Genomic DNA, 25817 nt, shown 5'->3' on the forward strand with positions numbered 1-25817 from the left:
AGGAGGCGACCGGCTCAGTACCCCGGGTACTCCTGCATCCGCTCCTGGAACTCTGCCTGATCGGCCTCGCTGAGCAGCTCCGGTGCCAGGAAGTAGATCTGCAGACCCTCCAGCGGCTCGCCGGTTCGGTCGTGCTGCGCCTGGCGCTCGCCGAGGAACTCGCCCGTGCGGTCGTTGGAGAGGTCGTACGTCACCGCGTAGAACCGCATCGGGTCGGGGTAGTTGTCGGTGTACGCCTCCCAGGTGTGCTGGGTGTACGGGTCGGTGCTGCCGTAGAAGCGCTCCAGGATCGTGTCATCCAACCCGGATGCCGGATCGTTGAACGAGTACAGGTCGTACATGCCGTAGTCGGTGAGCACCTCTTCGATGACGGCCAGGACCATGAGTTTCTGCTCGTAGTCCTGAATGGGCTCCTTCGTCATCCACGACGCCGAGGTGTACTGCACCAGCATCGACTCGCCGCCGTAACCGTTGCGCTCCGGCCGCAGCACCTCGTCGCCCGCCTGGGTCCAGGTGTAGCCATACCGCGCTGTCAGCCGCTCACGGACTTCAGCCAGCGCCTCATTACTGAGGCGCTGCACCTGCTCCAGAGACATCTGACCGAGGACCGTGTTCGCCGATGTGCCCTTGATTCCCGGAAAAGCCTCTGCGTGCTTCTGATCCGCGGTCTTCTCGCCCTGATAGCTGCCCGATGCTGACGTCTGCACAGCGCTCATCGCTCCGACCGTCGCCACATTCAGCAGCAGGGTGATGACCAGGGCGGATGCCCCGAGCATCCGACCTCGTGGTGAAGCCAGCGCCGCGATCACGACCCCGACCACGACCAGTTGCAGCGTCAGCAGCGTGACGCCGTAGAGCAGGTCGGTGCCACCGGAGAGCAGGGTGGCCAACAGAATCAGTGCGAACAGGACCGCCGATCCCAGCGCCGACCAACCGATCGCATTTGCCGGTTGCCGCTCCGCTCGGGTTGCCGCTGTCGAACTGACGATCGGCGAGGGCGGCGTGCCGTACGGGGCCACTCCATCGGTGCGACGAGCGCCGTGATAGCCACCGGGCGGCGGCACAGGGGGAGCGCCGGCAGCATCGGAAACGTAGCGGGCGCGCTGCGGCTCTACCATGGCTTGTCCGTCCCGCCGCCGGGGGCATCCTGCTCGCCCTGCTGATTCTGTTCGCGCTCCTCGGCGCCCTGCTCGAGCTTCTCCTGAAGCTCGTCGAGCTTGTCCTGATCGGGCTGCTGCGGCTGGTCCTCCTCGCCGCCCTCGTCGCCCTGGCCTTCCGGCGGCGGCTGCTGGCTCTGCTGCTGCTTCTCCTGCAGACGATCACCCAACTCGTCGAGCGAGTCCTGCATACTGCGATCCGGATCAGGCGACTGCCGATCGGCCTCGTCGCTGTTGCACTCCTTCGGAGTCTCCGCCGTGATCAGCAGCGCTTGACCGTACAGATCGGTCGCACCGATCCCGTCACCGTCGTCGAGGGCGGCGTCCCCTTGCCGTTCGATGACGAGCGCGAGGTTCACTCGGATGGCGCACACCTCGAGTCCGTTCGCCAGCGGCAGTGCCTCCTCGAACTTCACGCGTGCACGATCGAGCTCGTCAGCGCCGGCCAGAGCGGTGCCCACGTTGTAGGGGGCTTTGTACGGCTCGAACCAGTTGAGAAACTCCTGTCCCTCGGCCGCCGCCTGCGCACCCGCATAGTCCGCGACGACGTAGGAGGTGACGGCCTGGTGCGCGAAGGCGTACATGCTCAGCAGCTTGCCTACGAACAGCAGCGCCGCCAGCGTCAGTGGCAGAGTGCCGATCATCACCCAGCGCCGCACGGTGCGACGGCGGCGATTCGACGCGATCAGAGCGGCCGCTTCGGAGGTCATCGGGCGCCTCCTCTCATCGCCAGCCCGCGCATCTGCGCAATGAGCATGGTCGCTCGTGCCAGTTCCACGCCCAGCAGCGCGACGAGCACGAGAGCGAAGATCCAGTAGAGCTCGATCACATTGCCGACTGACCCGGCATCCGAATATGTCGTGGTCGTCGTCGGCGCTTCCGGGAGGTCGATCGCGGTGTCTGCCGTGCGCAACTGGTAGCTCACGCCGAGTTCACCGGCGATGGTCTGCAGGTTTGCGTCGTCGATCACTGACAGGGCAGGCGCGCCCAGATACTCGATGTAGTCGCCGCCGAGTCCGGTGACGTCTCCGGTTGTGATCTTCATCGGCCCACCTTGGCTGGTGCCGTATCCGAGCACCGCACCCGTATCGACATACTGCGCGCTACCCGCGAATGACTCCGGTTCGCTCGTGGCCGTCTGCTCGCCGTCGCCGAGGTAGAACACCATGCGCGAGCGATCGGATGCCGACTCCGCCGCCGCCGCGAGCGTTTCGCGCAGCATCCCGCTGGCAATGCCGATCGAACTGCCGCGTGATTGCGATGTGACTTCCGGATGCAGGATCTCCAGCGACGACATCAGCGCGGTGGTGTCGGTCGTCAGCGGAAGACGCAGTTCGGATGTCGCATCGAACGTGATCAGCGCGAAGCGCGCCCCGGGGTACTCGTCGACGATGGACTGCACATCGGCACGGACGCCCTCCAGCCGCTGCTCGGTGCCGTTCCAGTCCTCGGCGACGATGCTCGCGGTGGTGTCGACGACGATCACGATATCGGTCTGCGTGGCGAGAGTCTGGGTCGTGCCGCCGGGGATGCCTGGACGCAGCAGCATCGCAAAACAGGCGAGCAGCAGCACCAGTCGCAGTGCCCAGAGCCAGCGCGGCGTCTTGCCGACGGGCCGGGGTGCGACCAGCATCCAGATCACCAGGAACACCACCGGTGCGAACAGCAGCACCAGCAGGAAGACGTTGAGGACGGGTTGAAAGATCACAGTCTGACCCTCCACAGCAGCACGACGAATCCGAGCCCGGCGACCAGCAGCACCGCGATCCACAGGTTCGGTGTGTCCGTCCACACCACCTGCGCCTGCCCGCGCAGCTGCGTGGCATCCTGCTCCTGAACGTCCCGGATGACGTCTGCGACCGTTGTGGTGTCGCGCAGCCCGTAGGTCTGGCCGCCGGTCACCTCGGTCGCAGCGATCAGCTCGTCACTGATCTGCGTGTTCACACCCTGCACCGGGTTCAGTGCGAAGACGCGCACGCCGACGGATGCGGCATAGGCGGCTGCTTCTTCGAGGCTGACGATGGATGCTCCGGCGACCTCATTGTCGGTGGCCAGAATGATCGACCGGCTGCGCTCGTCATCGAGATGATCGAAGCGCATGGCGCACGAGGCCAGGCCGTCGCCGATGAGGGAGGCGCCGGGGCCGTTGAGGGTGCCGACCCAGTGCTCGGGGATCTCCTCCATGTAGTCGAAGCTCGACCGGATGCTCTCCAGGTGCGTGCGGATGAAGTCGTAATCGTCGGTCAGCGGAAACACCTGCACCGGAGAGGAGTTGAAGATGGTGAGTCCGATGCGCTCGCCCTCGAGCCCGCTGAGCAGTTCCTCGAAAACGGCGAGCACCTCGACGTCGACATCGCTCATCGAGCCGGAGACATCCAGGCAGAGCATGATGTCACGACTGGTGTTGACGGGCTGGATCGTCTCGGATGACATCGGACGCGCGGCGACGACCCCGCCGACGGAAGCAGCAATGACACCCAGTGCGAGCACGCCGACGAGGGCCGCCGTGCGCCGACGCACAGCCTGCTGGAATGACCCCAGTTCTCGCAGCCGCTCCGCGCGGGCGATGGGTGCACTGGGGGCGCTGTTGTGGCGCGCGCTGCGGCGCAGGCCCAGGATCAGGCCGATCGCGATCGCTGTCAGGATGATGGCGGCGGCGATGAGGAGCATCCACCAGTTCGCTAGTGCCACGACGCCACCACCCTGCGTGCGGCTTCCACACCGGCGATCGGGTCGATGGCCGGATCGCGGCGGAAGATGCTTGGGTAGTAGTACCGGTTGATCGCGTCGATGAGTTCGGGCTGGACACCGAGCTTCCTGAGATCCTCGAGCGCGAGGACCGGGGCTTCCAGGCCGCTGTACTCATTGACGAACGTGCGCACCACCCGGCTGAGTTCGAGGTTTGCCCTCCGAGCCGATAGCGATCCGGCCCGGTAGTCCGCCTCGATCTGACCGATGCGGACGTCATATTCCATTCGGAGCATATTGAGCGCTTCGCCCGTGAGGGGTATGCGCTGCTGCTGCTGATCCAGGGTGACGAGGTCACGCCGCGGGCGGGTGAGGAGGATCAGCACCCATGCCGCCAGGCACAGCAGCGCCAACACGGCCAGAGCCAGCAGCAACCATCCCCAGCCGTACTGGGTGGGTGGATAGAGCTCGTCAGGAGCGGACATGCGCCCTCCGATTCAGCATGCGCAGCAGTTGCGCGACCGCGTCATCCTGAGTGTCGAGGGTGGCATGGCTGATTTCGAGCCGATCGAGGAGCCGGGTGCGGTGCTCGGCGGCCGCGAGCGTTTGCGCCTGCAGCTCGTCCAGCACCTCATGGTCGCCGTGCACGAAGTCGGGAACGCTCCAGCGGGTGTCCACATCGCGTCGTCGACGGCCACCCCGCGCGCGGCCGTCCCGTTCCCTGAGCCTGTCGAGGGGAAGCACCGGGTCGGCATCGTTCAGCGTGACCCACAGCACGTCATGCTGCGCGCGGAGTCGGCGCAGCATCCGCTCGGTTCCATCTGTGACCGGAGCATCGTCCGTGATCACGACCACGATGCAGCGGCGCGCGATCGTGCGGGCGACGAACGAGAGCAGCGCATCACGGTCGCTGGGCGCGGCGGCGCTTGAAACCGCGTCATCGATCGTGCGGAGGGCGTGCTCGAGGGCGCCCTCGCTACGCCCGGGAGCGAGACGCCGGATGCGAGCACTGTCGCCATGCACGACGGTGAAGTCGTCGCCGTGGCGCAGCGCCAGGATCCCGAGGGCTCCCATCGCGAGAATTGCGAGGTCTTTCTTCGGTCGCTCATCGTGGGCGAGTGCTGTCATCCCGCGCCCGGTGTCGACGACGAACAGCACGGTGTGCATGCGGTTGGCGCGGTGGCGTTTGACCAGGGGAGTGCCGAGCCGAGCCGTCGCACGCCAGTCGATGTCGCGCACCTGATCGCCGTACTCGTACGCGCGCAGGTCTTCGAAGTCGAGGCTGCGCCCGTGCAGCAGCGATGCGTAGGCGCCATCGAGCGCGTGCATCGACTTCTGCGATGAGTGGATGAAGAGCTTGCTCTTCACCTGGGTGATCAGACTGGCCATGGCGGACTACGGCGTCGGCACTGCGCCGAAGATCTGGTCGATGATCTCTTCACTGCGGATGCCCTCAGCATCCGCTTCGAACGTCAATAGCACCCGGTGGCGCAGCACGACATGGCGGAGGGTGCGGATGTCCTCGGGGATGACATGAGTGCGGCCGCCCAGCAGCGCGAGCGCGCGGGACGCCTGCAGAAACGCGATACTCGCCCGGGGGCTGGCACCGTACTTGATGTAGCGGGCGCGATCCTCGCCGATGTAGGGGCCGGGGTTACGGGTGACATACGCGATCGAGACGATGTAGTTGCGGATCGCGTCATCCACATAGATGCGGGATGCCACGTCCTGCAGCATCCGTACGTCGTCCAGGGAAACGGCGCTGGCGACGTGCCGTTCCGGGTCGAGCACGCCCGAATCGATGCGTCCGAGGATCTCGAACTCGTCGGCGGGGCTCGGGTAGTCGACGATCTCCTTCAGCAGGAACCGGTCCATCTGCGCCTCGGGCAGCTCATAGGTGCCCTCCTGCTCGATGGGGTTCTGCGTGGCGATGACGAGGAAGGGCTTCGGCAGGTGGTGCACCTCTCCGCCGATGGTGGTCTGGTGCTCCTGCATCGCCTCGAGCATCGCGGACTGCGTCTTGGCGCTGGAGCGGTTGATCTCGTCGAGCAGCACGAAGTTCGCGTGCACCGGACCCAGGACCGTGAGGAACGAGCTGTTCGCCGCGTCATAGATCTGGTTGCCGGTGATGTCGCTGGGCAGGAGATCGGGCGTGCACTGGATGCGCTTGAAGCTGGCCTTGATCGTGTCGGCCAGGGTGGACGCGGCGGTGGTCTTCGCCAGGCCGGGCACGGATTCGAGCAGGATGTGGCCGCCGGCGATGAGAGAGACCAGCAGGCTGGTGCGCAGCCGCTCCTGACCGACCATCTTCGCCGAGTACGCGTCGGAGATCACCCGCAGGACCTCGCTCGCGCGCGCCATCTCCGCGTCGCTGGGTCCTGCCTCGGCCGCTGAACCGTTCCCTGAGCTTGGCGAAGGGGCGGAGCCCATCCCTGCACCCGTCGGCACCGATGTGATCGGCGCTGCAGCCGGTGGCGGCGGCGGGGGCGGAGCCGACGAGCCGCTGTTCGAAGCGAAGGGGGGCTGGGTCATCTGGGTCTCCTCAGTTGCATCCGGGAGACGCGCGGCTTCTGTCCCCCGTTGAAAAGGGTAACCCGTGCGCCCTGCTGCTGCTCCGGTCGCACTTCGTGCTGCTCTAACGCGCTTTTAGCGACCTAAAGTGCGACCGGAGCGGCGGGCACGACCGCAACACCGTCGGGAGCGCCGCGCCGGCGGCCGACCCACACCACGAACGCGGCGACCGAGACGATCGCAAGGGCGATGCCGACGATGTAGCCGGCCACGCCGAGGTATCCACCCTGCAGATGCGGGTCGAGGAACGGATACGGGTACCACCACGGATCTCCGCTCGCCGGGGCGATGATGAGGTTCGCGCGGATGAGCGTGTACCCCGCCCACACGACGGGGAAGATGGCCGCCACGGCCACGGTGCTCCACGGCAGCAGCCGACGCTTCGGCGCGAACAGCACATCGGCCAGTAGGAAAAGCGGGAACACGACGTGCAGCACCTCATTCGACCACGGCACGGTCATGCCCTGGGGGAGCTCGACATTTCGCAGCAGAGTGTTGTAGACGATGCCGGTGACGATCATGTACGTGCTCACGCAGGTCAGCAGCACGGCCAGTCCGCGCGGTTCGACTCGGCGGTCACGCCCCCTTGTCAGAGTCCAGACCGCGAGGATCACCAGGACGATGGCGCCGAGAAGGTTCGACAGGACCGTGAAGAAGCTGAGGAAGTTCGTGACAACGGTCGGGATGTGCGATCCCCATTCCGTCGGGGCAGCGCGGCTGTTGGCGACCGTCAAAGAGAGCTGGGCGATGATGGCGGCGAGAGTGAGCCCCGCGGCGCCGAATCGTACGTATGGCCACCAGCGAGTCATTGTTCCTCCGCGCAAACTGTAACCTCCGGTCGCACTTCGTGTCGCTATTACTCCGGAATAGCAGCGTCAACTGCGACCGGAGTGGGGCAGGTAATGCGACCGGAGCGGGGCAGGTAGCAGCGGCGCGAGCGTCAACGGACGGCACGCACAGCCCGTTCGCTAAGATAGAAGAGCCCGAATCGGGCCAGCTCATCTGCCGGTGCAAGCCCGGCGAAAGCACAGGCAAAACCCAGGGGGTTCACCCATGCCAGGAATTGTGATCGTCGGAGTCCAGTGGGGCGACGAGGGCAAGGGAAAGGCTACCGATCTGCTCGGTGACCGCACCGACTGGGTGGTGAAGTTCAACGGCGGCAACAACGCCGGGCACACCGTCGTCATCGGTGACGAGAAGTATGCGCTGCATCTGCTGCCCAGTGGCATCCTGTCTCCTGGCGTCACGCCGGTGATCGGAAACGGCGTCGTCGTCGACCCCGAGGTGCTTTTCCAGGAACTCGACGCGCTGTCCGAGCGCGGCATCGATGTGTCCAAGCTCAAGCTGAGCGCCAACGCGCACATCATCACGCAGTACCACCGCACCCTCGACAAGGTCACCGAGCGTTTTCTCGGCAAGCGTCAGATCGGCACCACCGGCCGCGGCATCGGCCCGGCGTACGCCGACAAGATCAACCGTGTCGGCATCCGTGTGCAAGACCTGTTCGACGAGAGCATCCTGCGCCAGAAGGTGGAGGGCTCCCTCGAGCAGAAGAACCACCTGCTGGTGAAGATCTTCAACCGCCGTGCGGTCACGGTCGACGAGATCGTCGAAGAGCTGCTGTCGTACGCCGAGCGGCTGCGCCCCATGGTCGCCGACACCGGTCACCTCATCGCCGAAGCGCTCGAGCGCGGGGAAGTCGTCGTGTTCGAGGGCGGCCAGGCCACCATGCTCGACATCGACCACGGCACCTACCCGTTCGTGACGTCGTCCACGGCGACAGCTGCGGGCGCGGCAGCCGGATCCGGCGTCGGACCGGGATCCCTGGACCGCATCGTGGGCATCGTCAAGGCGTACACGACGCGCGTAGGCTCCGGGCCTTTCCCGACCGAGCTCTTCGACGAGACCGGTGAATGGCTCCGTCAGACCGGCGCCGAGTTCGGCGTGACCACCGGTCGTGATCGCCGCGTCGGTTGGTATGACGCCCCGATCACCCGCTACGCCACTCGCATCAACGGGATCACCGACCTCGTGCTCACCAAGCTCGACATCCTCACCGGGCTCGAGCAGATTCCGGTGTGCGTCGCCTACGACGTCGATGGTGAGCGCTTCGACGATGTGCCGGTGAACCAGTCGGCCTTCCATCACGCGAAGCCGATCTACGAGAACTTCCCCGGGTGGACCGAGGACATCTCGAAGGCCCGCACTTTCGAGGATCTGCCGAAGAACGCCCAGGACTACGTGCTCGCGCTCGAGAAGATGAGCAAGACGCGTATTTCGGTGATCGGCGTGGGCCCTGCTCGCGATCAGGTGATCGTCCGCCACGACCTCGTGGACTGACAGGCACCGGTCGCGCTGTGGGCGGAGCCTGCTCGCGCTGTGCGGGCCGCGCCCAGCAGGCGGGGTGTCCGGTATGGTCGCCGAATCGCGGCGGATGCGGCAATTCGTGACACCTCCCGGATCGAGCACTTCGGCGAGGTGTCAGGTATGGTCGCTGAGCCAGGTCGGATGCGGCACTCCGCGACACCTCCCTAGATGCCGCACATGAGGAGACGCGCATGACGCAGTTCTGGGTCGGCGGCTACGGCGCCGACATGGGTGGGGATGCCACGGGCATCGGCCTGCTCGAAGGGGATGAGGGGCGCGAGCCCACCACCCTCGCCTACCGCGGTGCCGTCGCAGATGCCGCGTCGCCATCGTGGCTGGCCCGGCATCCCTCGCACGACGTCATCTACGCAGCGCTCGAAGGCGCAGGTCACGTGCGCGCGTACCGGCGCTCGGGCGAGCGCACTCTCACGCCGATCGGTCGTTTTGTCGAGGCGGGCGCCGCCGTCTGCCACCTTGCCGTGGCCCCGAATGGTGCGTATCTGATCGCCAGTTGCTATGGCGATGGGCGGGTCGTGCGCATCGGGTTGGATGCTGCCGGCGGACTGCTCGCACCATCGATCTCGGATGCTGCAACCGACCCCTATTCGCCGGACTCCCCGGATGCCGGGGACTTCACCGGCGGCGTGCAGCTGACCGAGCAACTGGCGCTGTTCCGGCAGTTCGAGGCGGATGCTGCCGCCGAGGCCACCGCGGAAAGTGACCTGCTGTCGGCAGCCATGGCGTCGGCCGGGTTCGCGGAGCCAGCGTGGGAAGCTGCCGGACGTGCGGCCGAAGCGGCCGAAGCGGCCGAAGCGGCCGAAGCGGCCGAAGCGGCCGAATCCGTCGCGGAGCCGGAGCCGGCGGCATCCACCCGCACCTCGCACGCGCACGCTGCCGCTTTCCTCGCCGACGGCCGGATCGCGACGACCGACCTCGGGTTCGACCTCGTCCGCATCTGGCGGGTTTCGACGACCTCGGGAGCGCTGCTGCTCGATCACGAGATTGTGCTGCCGTTCGGGGTCGGCCCGCGGCACATGGTCGTGCATCCGAGCGGACACCTGCACGTGGTGACGGAGTACTCCGGCGAGGTCTTCACGCTCGCCGCAGGAGCTGATGGCCGCTGGGGCATCGTCTCGGCGACTCCGGTGAGCCCGGCCGTGCAGGTCGGCGTCGACTTCGCGGCTGAACTCTCGCGCTCCCGGGACGGCGCGACCCTCTACGCCGGAGTGCGCGGCAGCAACACGATCGCCGCGTTGCGGGTGCGCGGTGCGGGCGAGATCGTCGAGCCGTTCGCGCTCGCCGAATCCGGGGTCGACTGGCCGCGGCACCACCTGGTCCACGACGGCGCCCTCCTGGTCGCCGGGCAGAGGTCGAACGACATCAGTGTCCTCGACCTCGACGAGCGCACGGGTGCGCCCCGCAGCATCCGGCACCGCGCCCAGGCGCCCGCGCCCACCTGCATCCTGCTCGCCTGACCCCCTGACTCGCCCCAGCCCGCCAGCCCTCCCGGCCCGCCGGCCGGCCCGCCCGCCTGGCCGTTGCATCCGTCGGAGGGTGTTACGAACGTCGGAGGAATCGGCCGAAAAGGTCCTGCAACTGCAACACCCTCCGCTATACGTCACACGCGAGTCCGGAACAAGCCCGGTGACAACACGTTGCACCTCGGTAAAACTGGCATCCGAGGGAAGGTGCGGAGATGACGACAGACGAATACGACCTGATCGTGCTGGGCGGAGGGCCGGTCGGTGAGAACGTCGCCGACCGAGTGGTGCAGGCGGGCCTTACCTCGATCATCGTCGAGAGTGAGCTCGTCGGAGGCGAATGCTCGTACTGGGCGTGCATGCCGTCGAAGGCTCTGCTGCGCTCGGCACAGGCGCTGCGCGCGGCTCAGAATGTCGCCGGCTCCGCACAGGCCGTGACCGGGAGGCTCGACGTGCGAGCAGTCCTCGCCCGGCGTGACTCATTCGCCGCGAACTGGTCGGACGACGGTCAGGTACGGTGGCTCGAGTCAGTAGGCATCGACCTCGCCCGCGGCCATGGCCGACTCTCCGGCGAGCGTGAGGTCACCGTGACCGCCGATGACGGATCGACTCGCGTTTTGAGGGCACGTCACGCGGTGGCGATCAGCACCGGAACGGATGCCTCGATCGCCCCGATAGATGGACTGGTGGATGCTGCGCCCTGGACGAGCCGCGAAGCGACGAGCGCGCAGGAGATCCCGGCATCCCTCGCCATCATCGGCGGCGGAGTCGTCGCAGTGGAGATGGCCACGGCGTACGCCTCGCTCGGCGCGCACGTGACGGTGATCGCACGGGGCGAGCTCCTCGCCAGCATGGAGCCGTTCGCTGGTGAGCTGGTAGGAGCAGGGCTGTCTGACCTCGGCGTGGATGTGCGCATCCACACCGAGACTGCTCGGGTCAGCCGCACCGAGGGCACTGTCACGATCGCGCTGGGTGACGGTTCCGAGATCACTGCTGATGAGGTGCTCGCCGCGACCGGCCGCAGCCCGCGCAGTGGCGACATCGGACTCGAGAGTGTCGAGCTCGAACCGGGCACCTACATCAAAACCGATGACTCGCTCCGGGTGCCGGGGAGCGACTGGCTGTACGCCGTCGGAGATGTCAACGGGCGCGCGCTGATGACCCACCAGGGAAAGTATCAGGCGCGCGCAGCGGGAGATGCGATCGCCGCCCGCGCGCAGGGCGAAAGCGTTGACGATGCCGCCTGGGGCCGTCATGTCGCCACCGCCGACCACGCCGCAGTGCCGCAGGTCGTCTTCGGCGAACCGGAGGTCGCCTCGGTCGGACTCACGGCGAAAGCCGCGGAGGATGCCGGATGCTCCACCCGCGTGATCGATCAGGATCTCGGGGCAGTGGCGGGGGCGTCATTGCGGGAGGACGGCTACGCCGGCAGAGCGCGGATGGTCGTCGACACGGAGCGCGACGTCATCCTCGGCGCCACATTCGTCGGCCCGGACGTTGCTGACCTGCTGCACGCCGCCACGATCGCCGTCGTCGGGGAGGTACCGATAAAGCGGCTGTGGCACGCCGTTGCGGCATACCCGACGGTGAGCGAGGTCTGGCTGCGCTTGCTCGAGGGCTACGGACGGGAATCGGCGTGAGGGCGATCCGATCACGCTTCCGCTTCGAATATCTAGGGAGTCCCCGCATGTCTGACGCATCCCGTACGCTCGAACCCAAATCCGAGGAGGCAAGACGATGAACGTTGTCCTTGCAGGAACAGTGGTCGCAGAGGTCGACGAAAGCGCATGATCGAGTTCCGCTCGGTGTCCAAGAGATTCCCCGACGGCACGCTCGCCGTCGAGGACTTCAGTCTGGTGCTCCCCTCGCGAAAGACGACAGTGCTCGTCGGATCATCCGGATCCGGCAAGACCACGCTGCTGCGCATGATCAACCGCATGGTCGAGCCCACCGGCGGTGACGTCGAGATCGATGGTGAGAGCGTGCTCGGCGGTGATCCGGTGGCACTGCGCCGCCGCATCGGTTACGTCATGCAGAACTCTGGGCTCATGCCGCACTTCACGGTCATTGACAACGTTGCCACGGTGCTGCGGTTGACCGGCACCTCGAAGAAGGAAGCGCACGAACGCGCCCGTACGCTTCTCGACACGGTCGGGCTCGATCGTGCTCTCGCCGATCGGTACCCGAGTCAGCTCTCGGGCGGCCAGCAGCAGCGCGTCGGGGTGGCACGCGGTCTTGCGGCCGACCCGAACATTCTGCTGATGGATGAGCCCTTCGGGGCCGTCGACCCGATCGTGCGCACCGATCTGCAGCAGGAGCTCATCCGCCTCCAGCGGGAACTCGACAAGACCGTGGTCTTCGTGACTCACGACATCGACGAGGCGTTCCTGCTCGGCGATCAGGTCGTCATCCTCGACAAGAGCGCCCGCATCGTGCAGGTCGGCAGCCCCAGCGAGATCATCGAGAATCCGGTCGACGATTTCGTCTCGGCATTCATCGGCATCGAACGTGGTCGGCGCGCGCTGCGCATCAAGCAGACCCCGCGGGGGAGGGTCGTCGTCGACTCCGAGGGGCGCACTCAGGGAGCGCTGCTGGATGACACGGCCGGAGCTGAGAGCGGCGCATGACATGAACTGGGTCCTCGACAATCTCGGGCTGATCTTCGAGCTCAGCCTGGTGCACCTCCGGCAGAGCGCTATCCCGATAGTGCTCGGATTCTTGCTGTCATTGCCGTTGGGCTGGATCGCCTGGCGCTACCAGCTCGTGCGCGGCCCGCTGATCGTGCTGACCGGTTTGCTCTACACGATTCCATCGCTGGCCCTGTTGATTCTGTTGCCCGCGGTGGGCGGCTACTCGGCGATCAGCGAGACGAATCTCATCGTTGCGCTGACGATCTATGCGATCGCGATCCTCGTGCGGGCTGTCGCCGATGGTCTCGATTCAGTGGATGCCGCGGTTCGTCAGGCTGCGACGGCGATGGGCTACGGGGGCGCTCGCCGGTTCTGGATGGTCGACCTTCCGCTCGCTGGGCCCGTGATCCTCGCGGGTCTCCGCGTCGCCGCGGTCAGTACGATCTCGCTTGCCACGGTCGGCATCCTCATCGGCGTCACCAACCTCGGATACCTCTTCACGAACGGTCTGCAGCGTCGGATCGTCGCCGAGGTGCTCGCCGGTGTCGTTGCTGTGGTGCTCATCGCCCTGCTCATTGATCTTCTGCTGATGCTGGCCGGCCGCGTGATCATGCCGTGGGCGCGGGCCACCAGCGTCTCGAAGACGCGGCGTCCACGCGTCGTTGCAGGGGCGGCCGCATGAATCTCTTCGCCGAAGCCTTTGCCTGGCTGTTCTCTCCCGAGCGGCTGGAAGGACAGTACGCTCTGCCCACGCTGCTGGGGCAGCACCTGTTCTACACCGCGATCTCCGTCCTCGTCGCGGCGGTGATCGCTGTTCCCCTGGGCTGGCTCATCGGGCACACCGGGCGCGGACGCGAATTCGCCGTCGCGGTCGCAGGCGCGGCCCGCGCCCTTCCCTCTTTCGGACTGATGATCCTGCTCGTGCTGCTGCTCGGGGTGCTGCGCATTCCGGAGGCCGCGGTCATCACCTTCGTCCTCCTGGCGATTCCGTCGCTCCTGGCCGGTGCATACACGGGCTTCGAAGCCATCGACCGAAGAGTGATCGATGCGGCCAGGGCGATGGGCATGACCGAATGGCAGATCTTCCGGAAGGTGGAGGTGCCACTGGGGCTGCCGTTGCTTGTCGGCGGCATCCGCTCGGCGCTGCTTCAGGTGATCGCGACCGTCACGATCGCCGCCTACGTCAACCTCGGCGGACTCGGTTGGCCGATCATTCAGGGCATCCCGCTTCGTCGTTTCGATCAGGTTCTCGGCGGCGCGATCCTGGTCGCGCTGCTCGCTCTCATCGTCGACCTGCTGATGGCGGTCGCGCAGCGCGCCGCCGTGCCGTCTGGGGTGCGCGCGCAGCAGCCCGGTCGTCGTCGAATTCGTCCAGGCAGAAGCACCGCATACGTCCCCGCCTGAGAACTCCAGACTCCCCACCAGAGAGGAACATCATGTTCACTGCAAGAAAGTCACGACTCGCTCTCGTCGGCGGCATCGCCGTCTCTGCCGCACTCGTGCTCGCCGGATGCGCGAGCAGCAACCCGCTGGACACGCCGACCGACTCCGACTCAACAGGTGCGGACTCGGGCTCAGACACGATCGTGATCGGCTCCCAGGCGTACTACTCCAACGAGATCATCGCCGAGATCTACGCTCAGGCGCTGGAGAACGCCGGCTTCGAGGTGGACAGGCAGTTCAACGTCGGGCAGCGCGACGCGTATATCCCCGAGCTCGAATCCGGCGCGATCGATCTCTTCCCGGAGTACACCGGCAACCTGCTCGAGTTCTACGGCGATGCCGGCGACGCGACGAGCTCCGAGGATGTCTATGCGGCACTCCAGGAGGTGCTCCCCGAGGGGCTCGCCGCCCTGGATTACGCCGAGGCGAGCGACCAGGACACCTACACCGTGACGAAGGAGTTCGCCGAGGCGAACGACCTCACCACGATCGCCGACCTCGCGAACGTCAGCGAGCAGGTCACGATCGGTGCGGCACCCGAGTTCGAGCAGCGGCCCTACGGTCCGGCCGGTGCCAAGGAGCTCTACGGCGTTGACCTCGCCTTTTCCGCCACTGGTGACACGACCCTGGAGGCGCTGCTGGCGGGTGAGATCCAGGTCGCCGACATCTACACCGCAGCTCCGGCATTCCAGACCGAGGAGATCGTCGCGCTCGAGGACCCCGACAGCCTGATCCTGGCATCCAATGTCGTCCCCATCGCCTCCACCGACGTGGCCGACGAGATTGCCGATGTCATCAATGCGGTTAGTGCGGCACTGACGGCCGACGACCTCGTCGCGCTCGGTGTGCAGAGCACGGTCGACCAGCTCTCGCCTGAGGAGATCGCGAAGCAGTGGCTGACGGACAATGGCCTGATCTGATTCTGTGAGCGGTGGGTCCGGGCGAACTGGGACAATGGATGCATGCCCGGACCTCACCGCACGCTCTCCAAGCGCGACCTCGCTCAGCGACTCGACATCTCCCTGGAGATGGTTTCCCGGCACGGGCTCAATGACGGACTGAGCGAGGCGGAGCTCACCGCGCTCGAGCAGGACCCGCCAGCCTGGCTGGTTCAGTCCCGCGCCAACCGCAGGAAGGGTGCACGCCCGGTCTGGGCCACGCTGACCTGCGTCGTCTGCGGCTACACCGAGACGGTCCGGCCGAAGAAGTGGTGGCCGGAATTCACCTATCTCAGCTGCCGCACTCATGCGCCGGCGGAGCTACCCGCCTTGGCATCAGACCAGCACCGCACCGAGATCGAGGGCGTCGGCGGCCGCTTTATCGGCATCGTCGACGTCACCGTCTGAGGTTGCTCAGACCCGCGAATCCTGGCGCGGAACCCACACCTTCTTGATGATGATCAGGATGGATGCCGTGACCGGCACGGCCACGAGCGCTCCGAGGAGCCCGAGCAGTGTGCCGCCGACCAGCGCGCCGATGACGACAAGCGAGCCGGGGATGGAGATTGCCCGGTTCATCACCTTCGGGGTGAGGACGTACGACTCCACCTGCATGTAGATCAGGTAGATCACCCCGAACACGAGGGCCATGAGCGGGTCGGTGAACAGTGCGATTCCGGTGCCGATCACCCAGAACATGAGGGAACCCACGAGCGGGATGAGGGTGATCAGGAACGCGACCACCGCCAGCAGCAGGGGGAACGGGAGCGACATCGCGGTGTACAGCACGAGAACGAGCATCGCGTTGATGAACGCCAGTGTGACCATTCCCATCACGTAGCCGCCGACAGAGTCGGTGATCTGCGTCGAGATGATGTCGGTGTTGTGGCGGTCGCGAGCCGGCACCAGGCGAAGCAGGGCCACCTTGATGACGGGAAGCGTCGCAACGAAGTAGATCACGAGCACGAGCACGATCACGACACCGGAGATGCCGGTGGCGATCGCGCCGCCGACCTGTAGTGCGCCGCCGCCGATCGTGGCGATGTTGCCGGGGTCTACGAGGAACTTCTGGATATCCGAAACGAGGTCTTGAAACTGGCCGCCGAACTGATTCTCCAGCGTGGAGTAGACGTCGGTTGCCATAAAGTCCTTGATGAGCGACGGAACGCTCTTCACGAACGCCGCGACCTGCGCGACGACGACCGGAATGATGGTCCAGAGCACGAGCGCCAGCAGCGCGATGAGGGTGAACAGCACGACGACGACGCTCCAGCCTCGACTGAGACCGCGTCGCTCGAAGAACCGCACGGCCGGGTCGAGGCCGAGAGCTGCGAACAGCGCTAGGGCGATATAGATGATGACCGTCGACAGGTTCGACAGTGCGAGGCCGAGCATGAACGCAGCGAGTCCGCCCAGGGTCACCATGAACCCGAAGATGAATGGCCGATCGATGCGCGTCCACGAGAACCGATTCGAAGGCTCCGGGTCGATGACTGGTTTCGGTTCGATCTCGATGGTGTGATCGGGTTCTGGGGCGTGCTTCGGCTTCTTGCGCGACTTCGCGGCTTTTGGCTCTGCGACTTTTGCGCGGCTCTTGGGGGCTGCTTCGGTCCGCGACTTTGCGGTGTTCTCGGGTGCCGGCGCGCCGTCCGGTGCAGCGTGATCGTCGGAAGCCGAGGGCTGATCGATGCTCATGCGCCAACTCTATTGTGCTCGCGCGCGATATCGTCTTAACCGCCGACGATGAGGAGACACATGACCGACGCCGATGACGCCCGGGCAGACCTGCTGCGCCTGCGAGGAAGTATCGACAACATCGATGCCGCCCTCATCTACATGCTCGCCGAGCGATTCCGCGCCACTCAGCAGGTCGGCATCCTCAAGGCAGAACATGCGATGCCGGCATCCGATCCTGGCCGCGAAGAACAGCAGGTGGCGCGCCTGCGCGCGCTCGCCGAGCAGGCGCACCTGGACCCGGAGTTCGCGGAGAAGTGGTTCAACTTCGTCGTCGCCGAGGTCATCCGCCACCACACCGAGGCAGCCGAGGGCCGCTGACCCCCGGCGCTGAGCCTCCGGCATCGGCCCCGGTCTCAGACCTTCAGCACCTGCCCGCTGCCGATTCCCTCAACGGCCAGCGTGTAGGCGCGGCCGACCTCGTCATCCGTCACCGGTCGGTGGCCAGCGAACAGGGCGTGTGAGCCAGGGGAGTTCTCTAGAACGTCCGGCGAGACGACATTGAGCCGGATGCCGCGCGGTGCTTCGGCAGCAGCGGTGATGACGAACGACTCCACCGCGCCGTTGGCGGCGGCTCCGGCAGCACCGGTGGCGATCGGCTCCCGGGCGAGTACTCCGGTGGTCAGCGTGATCGATCCGCCGTCGCGCACATGCTCGAACGCGACGCCCACTAGTGCGATCTGCGGCAGCGCCTTCGATACGAACGCGGCGAGGTAATCGTCTCGATTCAGTTCGGTGACGTGCTTGAACGGCACTTTACCCGCGGCGACGATGACGGCATCCACTGTTCCGGTCTGCGTGAACAGGGCGCGCACGGACTCCGGGTCGGTGATGTCCACCGGCCATTCGCCTGTGCGCGATGCGCGCAGAACCTCGTGTCCGCGATCCGACAGCGTGTCGGCGACGACCTTTCCGATATGTCCGGATGCTCCGATGACGATGATCCTCATGGTGCCGATCGTAGCCCCCGGCGCTTCGACAGGCTCAGCGGCCGCCTACTTCACACTCCCCGCCGTCAGTCCGCCGACGAGACGCTTCTCGATCATCATGAACAGGATGATCACCGGCAGGATCGCCACGATCGAGACACCGAACACGTACTGCCAGCTGGTCTCGTACTGACCGACGAACTTCGTCAGAGCCACCGACAGCGGCTGGTTCTTATCCGTCGACAGGATCACCAGCGATGCGGCGAACTCGTTCCAGCAGGCGACGAAGGTGAACACGATCGCGGTTACGATTCCCGGCCACACCAGGGGCAGGTTGATCTTGAACAGCACGGTCAGGCGTCCAGCGCCGTCGATCTGGGCCGCCTCATCGATCTCTTTCGGGATGCCGGCGAAGAAGGAGTGCATGATCCACACCGCGAACGACAGGTTGAAGGCGGCGTTGATGAAGATCATCGCAGCCCACGTATCGCCCATGCCGAGCGTCGTGAACTGCCGGAACAGGCCCGAGGTGAGAACGGCGGGCTGCAGCATCTGCGTGACGATCACGAGGAACAGGAACACCATGCGCCCCGGGAAGCGGAATCGCGCTGTGTAATACGCAGCCGGCATCGCGACCAGCAGCACGAGTAGCGTGGCGAAGACAGCGATGATGATGGTCGAGATGAGGTTGTACGGCAGCGGCGTCTCCGGGGTCGACCACATGTTGATGTAGTTCTCCCAGTGCCATTCCACCGGGAAGTACGTCGGATCGACCGAGCGGATCTGCGACTTCGTCTTGACCGAGCCGAAGAACATGATCAGGTACGGCAGTACGAAGATGCCGAGTATGAGGGCGCCGGCGACCATCCGCAGGATGACCCGCGGCAGTGACACCTGGTCGGCTGTGTAGCGACGACGGCGACCGATGGATGCTGCGGCGCGGCCGCCGCCTGAGGTCGTGATGACCCGGGTCTCGGTGACAGTCATCCTCAGACCTCCTTCATAGGCTTGACGATCTTCACGTACGCCGCGACGATCACGATCACGATGAGGAACGCCACCACCGACAGGGCACTGGCGACGTCGACCTTCTTTTGCAGTTCGATGTATTTGAAGATCATCGTCATGACGGTGTCTGCGTCATATCCGGGTATCGACCCGGTCATCACTTTCAGGATCGGCAGCGAGTTGAACACGTTGATGATGTTGATCAGCACGGCGACACTGAGTGCACCGCGTAACTGCGGGAAAATGATCGACCAGTAGGTGCGCACGGGACCTGCGCCATCCATCTTGGCGGCTTCCAGCGCATCGCCGGGAACGCTCTGGAGTCCTGCGAGAAGGGTGTAGGTCGTGAACGGCAGTGACACGAAGATCGCGATCACGATCGACCAAGCGAACGCTGTCGCCGGGTTTCTGGTCCACCCGTAACCCTCCGGGGTGTCGACAAACCCGATGTCGACGAGGAACTTGTTGATCACACCGAAGTACGGCTCGAGACCGTAGTAGAACACCATGGTCGTCATCACGACGGATGCCGCCCACGGGATGATGACCGCGAGCCGAACGAGCTGGCGGCCGGGGAAGGCCTTGTTGAGGATCTGCGCGAGACCGAGCGAGAGCACGACGGTGATCGCGACCACCGAGACCACCCAGATGATCGTGCGGCCCATGATCGGCCAGAACGCCGGGAACGAGAACACGGCGGCGTAGTTGTCGAAGCCGACCGAGCCCTTGTCGAGTCCCGATAGTGAGATGTCCCGTGTGGAGTTGAAGAACATCACGCCGGCGGGGAAGAACACCACGCCGACGATGAGGATCAGCGCCGGCGCCAGCCACGGCAGTGCCAGCCATAGCTCGCGCCCTCCGGGGCGCTTCTGCTGCACAGCATCCGCGGCCTCGGGGGCGTGGGGGCGGTCGGCGACCGCCCCCACGGGGTTCGAGGATTTCGTCATTTGGTTCATGGATCTATCCCGAACCCCTTCGCTCCCGGGCGTCAGCCCGCGTCGACCTGCGCCTGGATCTCTGCCAGCACGTCAGCGGCCGGCTTGGTCTGCAGCTGACCGAACAGCGCCTTGAACGCACCATCCGTTGCGGACCACTTCGCGTTCGTGGACGGGTAGAACTGCGCATCCGGCAGTACCTCGAGGAACGGCGCGAGCGCCTCTTCACCGGAGAGCTGCTCAGAACCCGACTTCGTCACCGGCAAGAAGCCCTCGGCCTGCACCCACGGCACGTAGACGTCTGCTGAGTAGAAGTAGTCGAAGAACGCCGTGATCGCCTCGGCCTTGTCGCCGTCGTTCTGGAACGCCATCAGCTGGTCGGCGACGCCGAGTGTGAAGGGCGAGCCATCCTGGGTGGGGATCGGCACGATGGAGTAGTTCAGCTCGGGGTTGCTCTCGGCGATCTGGCCGACCGTCGGCGGAAGACCCACCTGCATGCCGATCTTGCCCTGGATGAAGATGTCCATCAGGGGCGAGCGCTGCGTGGAACCAGGGTCAGCCTGGGTGGCACCGGCGTCGATCATCTTCTTGATCTGCTCGGCACCGGGCAGGTTCTCCGGGGTGTCGATCGTGATCTCCGACTCGTCGCCGAAGGATCCGCCGCCGCCCCACAGCCAGACGGCGGCCTCAGCCTGGGCCTCTTCCGAACCGAGCGGCATGCCGTAGCCGGCGATGCCACCCCCGAGGCCGGAGACCTTGGTTGCAGCATCCAGGAGTGAATCCCAGTCAGTGGGCGCCTCGGCTCCGGCCTGTTCGAGCAGATCGTTGTTCACGAAGAGCGCGCGAGCGGATGCGATGAACGGCAGCGCGTACGTCGTGCCCTCGAGCTGCTCGTTCTTGATGAACGACTCCTGGAAGTCGGCGAACGTGTCGGGGCTGGTGACCTCTTCGACGTCGTAGAGCAGGCCGTCGGCTGCGAAGCCGGCGAAGGGCCCGCCGTTGTAGATGTCCGGAGCCTCGCCGCCCTGAACCTTAGTGGCGACGACGCTTTCGAGGTTGTCCCAGGACTGCACCTCGAGGTTGACGGTGATGCCGTCGTTCTCCGCTTCGAACCCCTCGATGACGTCTTCCCAGAGGCCCTTGGTGTTGTCGGAGTAGCTGGGCACGAGCAGGTCGATCGTGGTGGAGCCGGCTTCGCCGCCGTCCCCTCCACCGCCGGTGTCGGAGCCGCCGAACCCGCAGGATGCAAGCGCCAGAGTCGCGGTGGCTGTGATGGCTACAGCGCCCAATCGCACAGACTTCTTCATGTCTTTCCTCACTGTGTGGGTGCGCCGCCGCAAGGAGAGGAAACTCCACGCGACGGTGCGTGATGTGAGTGCGCAACTTCGCGCACGGGGTCTTTCATCTGGACTGGGTAGGAACACTACCCCTATTTGTGAAGTGTGTGAACAAAAATACTCAACTTCGTCATTGAATCGTGTCCATGACGTTATATGATTGAATCGCTCACTAAAGAACCATAAGTCTTCATTCACCGTACGTCTAGAACGGAATCGAAATATGACCGACCAGACATCCGCACCCGGCGCGCACATGCGCGCAGAGCTTCTTTCGCAGCCGACGACCTGGGCGCGCGCGGCAGATATGCGCGATGAGCAGAAGGTGCTTCCGGCCGCAGGCAAGCGCGTCGCCGTCATCGGCTGCGGCACCTCGTGGTTCATGGCGCAGTCCTACGCGGCGCTGCGTGAAACCGCCGGTCAGGGCATCACCGATGCGTACGCGGCATCCGAAGTCTTCCTCGATCGCGACTATGACGCTGTCGTCGCGCTCACCCGCTCCGGCACCACCAGCGAGGTGCTCGAGATCACCGAGCAGATCTCCGGCAAGATCCCGGTCATCGGCGTGATCGGCGACCCGACCTCACCGCTGGCAAGCATGGTCGACGGCGCTGTGCTGCTGCCGTTCGCCGACGAGCAGTCCGTCGTGCAGACGCGCTTCGCAACGACCGCGCTGACCCTGATGCGCGCATCCCTCGGGCTGCACGACGACGTCGCGCGCTCGATTGCGGATGCTGAGGCCGTGCTGGCATCCACCGACGACCCCGAGCTGGCAACCGCTGAGCAGTACACCTTCCTGGGCCGCAACTGGACGATCGGCCTGGCGCACGAGGCTGCGCTGAAGATGCGCGAGTCCTCGCAGTCGTGGACCGAGTCGTACCCGTCGATGGACTACCGCCATGGTCCGATCGCGATCGCCGCCCCCGGACGCATCACGTGGCAGTTCGGCGTCGCGCCGGAGGGTCTTGCCGGCCAGGTCGAGGCCACCGGCGGACGTTTCGTGCAGCACGATGTCGATCCGCTGGCTGACCTGGTGCGCCTGCACCGTGTGGCGCTGGAGCGTTCGGTCGGCAAGGGACTTGACCCGGATATGCCGCGAAACCTCAGCCGATCCGTCATTCTGGACGCGTGAGCACTTCTTCCTCTTCCCGGGGTCTGGGCGCGAGCATCGGCGCGGGGGCGCCGGTGCTCGCGTTCGACGTCGGCGGCACCGACATCAAATCGGCCCTGTTCGACGCGAACGGCGAAGCGCTGAGCCTGCGTCGCACACCGACGCCGGCGCGCGGAGCTGATCCAGCGCCGGCTCTCGTGGAAGAACTTGCACGCCTGGCGGATGAACTGCGGGCGGAGCATCCCACCGTCATTGCAGAAGCGGTCGGCTTCGTCGTGCCCGGCATCGTCGATACGGATGCCGGAATCGGTGTCTACGCGAGCAACCTCGGCTGGCACGACGCGCCACTGCGCAGCATCGCCACCGAACGCTTCGGCCTGCCGGTCGCGTTCGATCACGATGTGCGCTCGGCAGCGAAGGCCGAACATGAGCTCGGCGGTGCGCGCGCGCACGACGACGTCGTGGTCCTCATCATCGGCACCGGGATCGCCGGGGCCGTGCTCGTCGGCGGCATCCCGTACACCGCGGGCGGCTACGCCGGTGAGATCGGGCATTCCCCGATCGCTGACGGGCCGGAATGCGCCTGCGGAGCACGCGGATGCCTGGAGGCCATCGCATCCGCCGGCGCTATCGCGCGCCGCTACGCTGCCGCCACTGGGACGACGCCGGACGGGGCGAAGGACGTCATCGCCCGCGCCGCCGCCGGAGACGAAGTCGCTGCCCGCGTCTGGAACGAGGCGCTGGACGCGTTGGCCCTCGCCCTGGCGCAATTGACCGCGATGTTCGCCCCCGAAGCGGTCGTGATCGGTGGCGGGCTCTCGCGCGCGGGTGGCGCGCTCTTCGACGAACTGCGTGCGCGTCTGACCGCGCGGCTCAGTTTCCATCGGATGCCCGCGCTCATCCCCGCAGAACTTGAGGGCAACGCAGGAATCCTCGGTGCCGCGCTGCGAGCCAGAGAGCTGACATGATCCTTACCGTGACCCCCAACCCCGCCGTCGATATGACCTGGGAGATCGACCGCATCGAGGCCGGCGGCACCCATCGGGCGGATGCCGGTGCTGTGCGTGCCGGTGGCAAGGGACTCAACGTCGCCCGTGTCGCGCATGCCGAAGGGCACGCGGTGCGCGCCCTCACCACCGCGGGCGGTGCGACCGGCGCCGAGCTGCAGAGCGATCTCGAGGCTAGCGGCGTGCCGCACGTACTCGTGCCGGTTGCCGCCGACACGCGCCGCAGCATCGCCTGGGTCGATCGCGCCCTCGGCGATACGACGATCGTGAACGAGCGCGGCCTGAACCCGACCGCCGAGGAATGGGCGCGCTTCATCGCTGCCGTCCGGGAAGAGGCGGCCGCCGCATCCGTGCTCGTGATCTCGGGCAGTTTTCCTCCCGGGGCGCCGGATTCGCTGCTCGCCGAACTGATCGCTGCGGCCGGTGACCGCGACGTGATCGTCGACACCTCCGGGCCCCTGCTGCTGGCTGCAGCAGATGCTGGCGTCGCCGTGCTCAAGCCGAATCGGGCCGAGCTCGCCGAGGCGACCGGCATCGACGACCCGCTCGACGGTGCGCGCGAGCTGGTGCGCCGCGGAGCAGGACTCGTGCTGCTGTCGCTCGGTGCGGAGGGGATGTTCGCCGTGGGTGCATCCGAGGCGCTCCTCCAGGCCCGCCTCCCCGCCCCCCTCGCCGGCAACCCCACCGGTGCGGGCGATGCTGCTGTCGCCGCGGTGGCCACCCTTCTCGCCGACGGCATCCGCGACACCGAGACCATCCTGCGGCGTGCAACTGCGTGGTCGGCCGCCGCCGTGCTCATGCCGCTCGCGGGCGAGATCTCGCCGCAGCATCCGCAACTCGCCGCTGACCTCGTCGTCGCGACCATCAACACCTCGAAGGATTCCGAATGACCCTCGCTTCTGCCGCCGATCTGATCCGCGCTGCCGCCGACTCCGGACGCGGAATCGGTGCCTTCAACGTGATCCACCTCGAGACGGCCGAGGCGCTGGTGGCGGCATCCGCTCAGGCGCAACTGCCGGTGATCCTGCAGATCTCGCAGAACTGCGCGAAGTATCACGGGGGTCTTGAGCCGATCGCCCTGGCCACCCTGGCCGTCGCCCGTCGGGCCGAGACGCCGGTGGCCGTGCACCTCGATCATGCCGAGAACCCCGAGCTCGTCGACGAGGCGATCGCCCTCGGTTTTGGATCGGTCATGTTCGACGGCGGCGCGCTGCCGTACGACGAGAACGTCGCCCTCACCCGTGAGGTCGCGGCCCGCGCCCACGCTGCCGGGGTGTACATCGAGGGCGAGCTCGGCGAGGTCGGCGGCAAAGACGGAGCGCACGCTCCGGGAGTGCGCACCGACCCCGATGAGGCGCGCGCTTTCGTCGCCGAGACGGGAGTGGATGCCCTGGCTGTCGCCGTCGGATCCTCGCACGCCATGCTCGATCGCAGCGCCTCGCTCGACATCGAGCTGATCGGCCGGCTGCACGCGGCGCTGGACGTTCCGCTCGTGCTGCACGGGTCTTCGGGAGTGGCGGATGCCGTCATCGCCGACGCCGTGCGTGCCGGAATGACCAAGATCAATGTCTCCACGCACCTGAACGGCTTCTTCACCCGCGCAGTGCGCGACACTCTCGCACAGGACGAGCGACTCGTCGACTCCCGCAAGTACGTGGCACCGGGCCGTGCGGCGGTCGCTGATGAGGCCGCGCGGCTGCTGCGACTGTTCGCCCTGGAATCGGTATGAAGCGCGCGGCTCGCCTGACCGAGATCCTCGACCTGCTCGCAGCACAGGGTGAGGTCTCCGTGGATGAACTGGTCGAGCGGCTCGAGGCATCCGCCGCAACTATCCGCCGCGATCTGGACAGCCTCGCCGAACAGCGGCTACTCACCCGCACGCACGGCGGCGCGGTCGCACAGTCAGTCGCCTACGAGCTGCCGGTGAAGTACAAGAGTCACCGTCGCACCCACGAGAAGGATGTCATCGCGCGGGCCGCATCCGCGCTGGTCACGACCGGATCCGTCGTCGGCCTCTCGGGAGGCACGACAACCACGGCGATCGCCGCGGCGCTGGCCGCACGCGATGACCTCGGAGAGTTCACCGTCGTCACGAACGCCGTGAACATCGCCTCGCAGCTGGCGACCCGCCCCGACATCAAAGTCGTCGTTACCGGCGGCGTCATCCACTCCCGTAGCTATGAGCTCGTGGGACCGTTCGTGGAGCAGCTGCTCAGCGGCATCCATCTCGACATCGCCTTCATCGGCGTCAACGCGCTGTCGGCTGAGTCCGGGGCGAGTACGCATGATGAGCGCGAGGCGGCCGTCAACCGAATGATGGCCTCACGCGCGCGCCGCGCGATCGTCGTGGCGGATTCCAGCAAGATCGGGGAGAACGCCTTCGCGCACATCGGTGGCCCCGAACTGTTCCGCACTGTCATCACGGATGCCCCGGCGCCCGAACTGGTCGAAGCAGGCTACGAGGTCGTCGTCGCCTGACGC

At 66.2% G+C, this 25817-nt stretch carries 27 protein-coding genes; 14 read left to right on the forward strand and 13 right to left on the reverse strand.

Annotation, left to right across the window (positions count from 1 at the left end; genetic code table 11):
• Nucleotides 1–14: 14 nt before the first annotated feature.
• From ACSS7Z_RS00740 to ACSS7Z_RS00775, 8 genes are all read right to left on the reverse strand, one after another.
• Nucleotides 15–1118: a hypothetical protein gene (locus ACSS7Z_RS00740; protein WP_438252503.1), complete on the reverse strand. Its 1104-nt coding sequence runs from the start codon at nt 1116–1118 to the stop codon at nt 15–17.
• Nucleotides 1112–1867 (reverse strand): hypothetical protein, encoded by a 756-nt coding sequence (locus ACSS7Z_RS00745; protein ID WP_438252504.1) that lies wholly within the window; start codon nt 1865–1867, stop codon nt 1112–1114. Before ACSS7Z_RS00745 ends, ACSS7Z_RS00740 begins: the two co-directional genes overlap by 7 nt.
• A complete protein-coding gene (locus ACSS7Z_RS00750; RefSeq protein ID WP_438252505.1) occupies nt 1864–2865 on the reverse strand; it encodes a vWA domain-containing protein in 1002 nt (333 codons plus the stop codon). The genes ACSS7Z_RS00745 and ACSS7Z_RS00750 overlap by 4 nt, the downstream gene beginning before the upstream one ends.
• Nucleotides 2862–3848, reverse strand: a complete 987-nt coding sequence (locus ACSS7Z_RS00755; RefSeq protein ID WP_438252506.1) for a vWA domain-containing protein — start codon at nt 3846–3848, stop codon at nt 2862–2864. Before ACSS7Z_RS00755 ends, ACSS7Z_RS00750 begins: the two co-directional genes overlap by 4 nt.
• Nucleotides 3839–4330, reverse strand: a complete 492-nt coding sequence (locus tag ACSS7Z_RS00760; RefSeq protein WP_438252507.1) for a hypothetical protein — start codon at nt 4328–4330, stop codon at nt 3839–3841. Before ACSS7Z_RS00760 ends, ACSS7Z_RS00755 begins: the two co-directional genes overlap by 10 nt.
• The gene (locus tag ACSS7Z_RS00765) at nt 4317–5234 is read right to left on the reverse strand and encodes a DUF58 domain-containing protein (protein ID WP_438252508.1); all 918 of its coding nucleotides are present in this window, start codon (nt 5232–5234) and stop codon (nt 4317–4319) included. The genes ACSS7Z_RS00760 and ACSS7Z_RS00765 overlap by 14 nt, the downstream gene beginning before the upstream one ends.
• 6 nt (nt 5235–5240) lie before the next feature.
• The gene (locus ACSS7Z_RS00770; RefSeq protein WP_438253055.1) at nt 5241–6206 is read right to left on the reverse strand and encodes an AAA family ATPase; all 966 of its coding nucleotides are present in this window, start codon (nt 6204–6206) and stop codon (nt 5241–5243) included.
• Between the two features lie 293 nt (nt 6207–6499).
• A complete protein-coding gene (locus ACSS7Z_RS00775) occupies nt 6500–7225 on the reverse strand; it encodes a Pr6Pr family membrane protein (protein ID WP_438252509.1) in 726 nt (241 codons plus the stop codon).
• Between the two features lie 244 nt (nt 7226–7469).
• Between ACSS7Z_RS00775 and ACSS7Z_RS00780 the strand changes: the two genes are divergently transcribed.
• From ACSS7Z_RS00780 to ACSS7Z_RS00815, 8 genes are all read left to right on the forward strand, one after another.
• Nucleotides 7470–8756, forward strand: coding sequence for an adenylosuccinate synthase (locus ACSS7Z_RS00780; RefSeq protein WP_438252510.1), 1287 nt, complete (start codon nt 7470–7472; stop codon nt 8754–8756).
• A 218-nt stretch (nt 8757–8974) separates the two neighbouring features.
• A complete protein-coding gene (locus tag ACSS7Z_RS00785; RefSeq protein ID WP_438252511.1) occupies nt 8975–10258 on the forward strand; it encodes a lactonase family protein in 1284 nt (427 codons plus the stop codon).
• A gap of 221 nt (nt 10259–10479) precedes the next feature.
• Nucleotides 10480–11904, forward strand: coding sequence for a dihydrolipoyl dehydrogenase family protein (locus tag ACSS7Z_RS00790; protein WP_438252512.1), 1425 nt, complete (start codon nt 10480–10482; stop codon nt 11902–11904).
• A gap of 147 nt (nt 11905–12051) precedes the next feature.
• Nucleotides 12052–12891, forward strand: coding sequence for an ABC transporter ATP-binding protein (locus tag ACSS7Z_RS00795; RefSeq protein WP_438252513.1), 840 nt, complete (start codon nt 12052–12054; stop codon nt 12889–12891).
• A gap of 1 nt (nt 12892) precedes the next feature.
• Nucleotides 12893–13576: an ABC transporter permease gene (locus ACSS7Z_RS00800; RefSeq protein ID WP_438253056.1), complete on the forward strand. Its 684-nt coding sequence runs from the start codon at nt 12893–12895 to the stop codon at nt 13574–13576.
• On the forward strand, nt 13573–14298 hold the full coding sequence (locus ACSS7Z_RS00805; RefSeq protein ID WP_438252514.1) for an ABC transporter permease: 726 nt from the start codon (nt 13573–13575) through the stop codon (nt 14296–14298). Before ACSS7Z_RS00800 ends, ACSS7Z_RS00805 begins: the two co-directional genes overlap by 4 nt.
• A gap of 32 nt (nt 14299–14330) precedes the next feature.
• Entirely contained in the window at nt 14331–15257 is a 927-nt protein-coding gene (locus ACSS7Z_RS00810; protein WP_438252516.1) for an ABC transporter substrate-binding protein, read from the forward strand.
• Between the two features lie 42 nt (nt 15258–15299).
• Nucleotides 15300–15683, forward strand: a complete 384-nt coding sequence (locus ACSS7Z_RS00815; RefSeq protein WP_438252517.1) for a DUF5997 family protein — start codon at nt 15300–15302, stop codon at nt 15681–15683.
• A 6-nt stretch (nt 15684–15689) separates the two neighbouring features.
• On the opposite strand, the gene ACSS7Z_RS00820 is transcribed toward ACSS7Z_RS00815, so the two are convergent.
• Nucleotides 15690–16970 carry an AI-2E family transporter gene (locus ACSS7Z_RS00820; protein WP_438252518.1) on the reverse strand — a complete coding sequence of 427 codons (1281 nt, stop codon included), beginning with the start codon at nt 16968–16970 and terminating at the stop codon, nt 15690–15692.
• Nucleotides 16971–17030: 60 nt separating this feature from the next.
• Here ACSS7Z_RS00820 and ACSS7Z_RS00825 point away from each other — a divergent pair, with 60 nt between their 5' ends.
• Nucleotides 17031–17330 carry a chorismate mutase gene (locus ACSS7Z_RS00825; RefSeq protein WP_438252519.1) on the forward strand — a complete coding sequence of 100 codons (300 nt, stop codon included), beginning with the start codon at nt 17031–17033 and terminating at the stop codon, nt 17328–17330.
• Between the two features lie 35 nt (nt 17331–17365).
• Here the strand turns inward: ACSS7Z_RS00825 and ACSS7Z_RS00830 are convergent, their stop codons facing one another.
• From ACSS7Z_RS00830 to ACSS7Z_RS00845, 4 genes are read right to left on the reverse strand one after another with little or no spacing between them, the layout of a single operon-like run.
• Nucleotides 17366–17959: a short chain dehydrogenase gene (locus ACSS7Z_RS00830; protein ID WP_438252520.1), complete on the reverse strand. Its 594-nt coding sequence runs from the start codon at nt 17957–17959 to the stop codon at nt 17366–17368.
• 45 nt (nt 17960–18004) lie between these two features.
• Complete coding sequence (locus ACSS7Z_RS00835; RefSeq protein WP_438252521.1) at nt 18005–18925, reverse strand: carbohydrate ABC transporter permease; 921 nt, start codon at nt 18923–18925, stop codon at nt 18005–18007.
• Nucleotides 18926–18927: 2 nt separating this feature from the next.
• On the reverse strand, nt 18928–19902 hold the full coding sequence (locus ACSS7Z_RS00840; RefSeq protein WP_438252522.1) for a carbohydrate ABC transporter permease: 975 nt from the start codon (nt 19900–19902) through the stop codon (nt 18928–18930).
• A gap of 32 nt (nt 19903–19934) precedes the next feature.
• Nucleotides 19935–21188, reverse strand: coding sequence for an extracellular solute-binding protein (locus ACSS7Z_RS00845; RefSeq protein ID WP_438252523.1), 1254 nt, complete (start codon nt 21186–21188; stop codon nt 19935–19937).
• A gap of 253 nt (nt 21189–21441) precedes the next feature.
• Here ACSS7Z_RS00845 and ACSS7Z_RS00850 point away from each other — a divergent pair, with 253 nt between their 5' ends.
• From ACSS7Z_RS00850 to ACSS7Z_RS00870, 5 genes are read left to right on the forward strand one after another with little or no spacing between them, the layout of a single operon-like run.
• Nucleotides 21442–22350: an SIS domain-containing protein gene (locus ACSS7Z_RS00850; protein ID WP_438252524.1), complete on the forward strand. Its 909-nt coding sequence runs from the start codon at nt 21442–21444 to the stop codon at nt 22348–22350.
• Nucleotides 22347–23297, forward strand: a complete 951-nt coding sequence (locus ACSS7Z_RS00855; RefSeq protein ID WP_438252525.1) for an ROK family protein — start codon at nt 22347–22349, stop codon at nt 23295–23297. The genes ACSS7Z_RS00850 and ACSS7Z_RS00855 overlap by 4 nt, the downstream gene beginning before the upstream one ends.
• Entirely contained in the window at nt 23294–24226 is a 933-nt protein-coding gene (locus tag ACSS7Z_RS00860; RefSeq protein ID WP_438252526.1) for a 1-phosphofructokinase family hexose kinase, read from the forward strand. Before ACSS7Z_RS00855 ends, ACSS7Z_RS00860 begins: the two co-directional genes overlap by 4 nt.
• A complete protein-coding gene (locus ACSS7Z_RS00865) occupies nt 24223–25065 on the forward strand; it encodes a class II fructose-bisphosphate aldolase (RefSeq protein ID WP_438252527.1) in 843 nt (280 codons plus the stop codon). Before ACSS7Z_RS00860 ends, ACSS7Z_RS00865 begins: the two co-directional genes overlap by 4 nt.
• Entirely contained in the window at nt 25062–25814 is a 753-nt protein-coding gene (locus ACSS7Z_RS00870) for a DeoR/GlpR family DNA-binding transcription regulator (protein WP_438252528.1), read from the forward strand. The genes ACSS7Z_RS00865 and ACSS7Z_RS00870 overlap by 4 nt, the downstream gene beginning before the upstream one ends.
• Nucleotides 25815–25817: the final 3 nt, after the last annotated feature.

The sequence above is a fragment of the Microbacterium wangyouchuni genome (genome assembly GCF_051546305.1).
Lineage (GTDB): Bacteria > Actinomycetota > Actinomycetes > Actinomycetales > Microbacteriaceae > Microbacterium.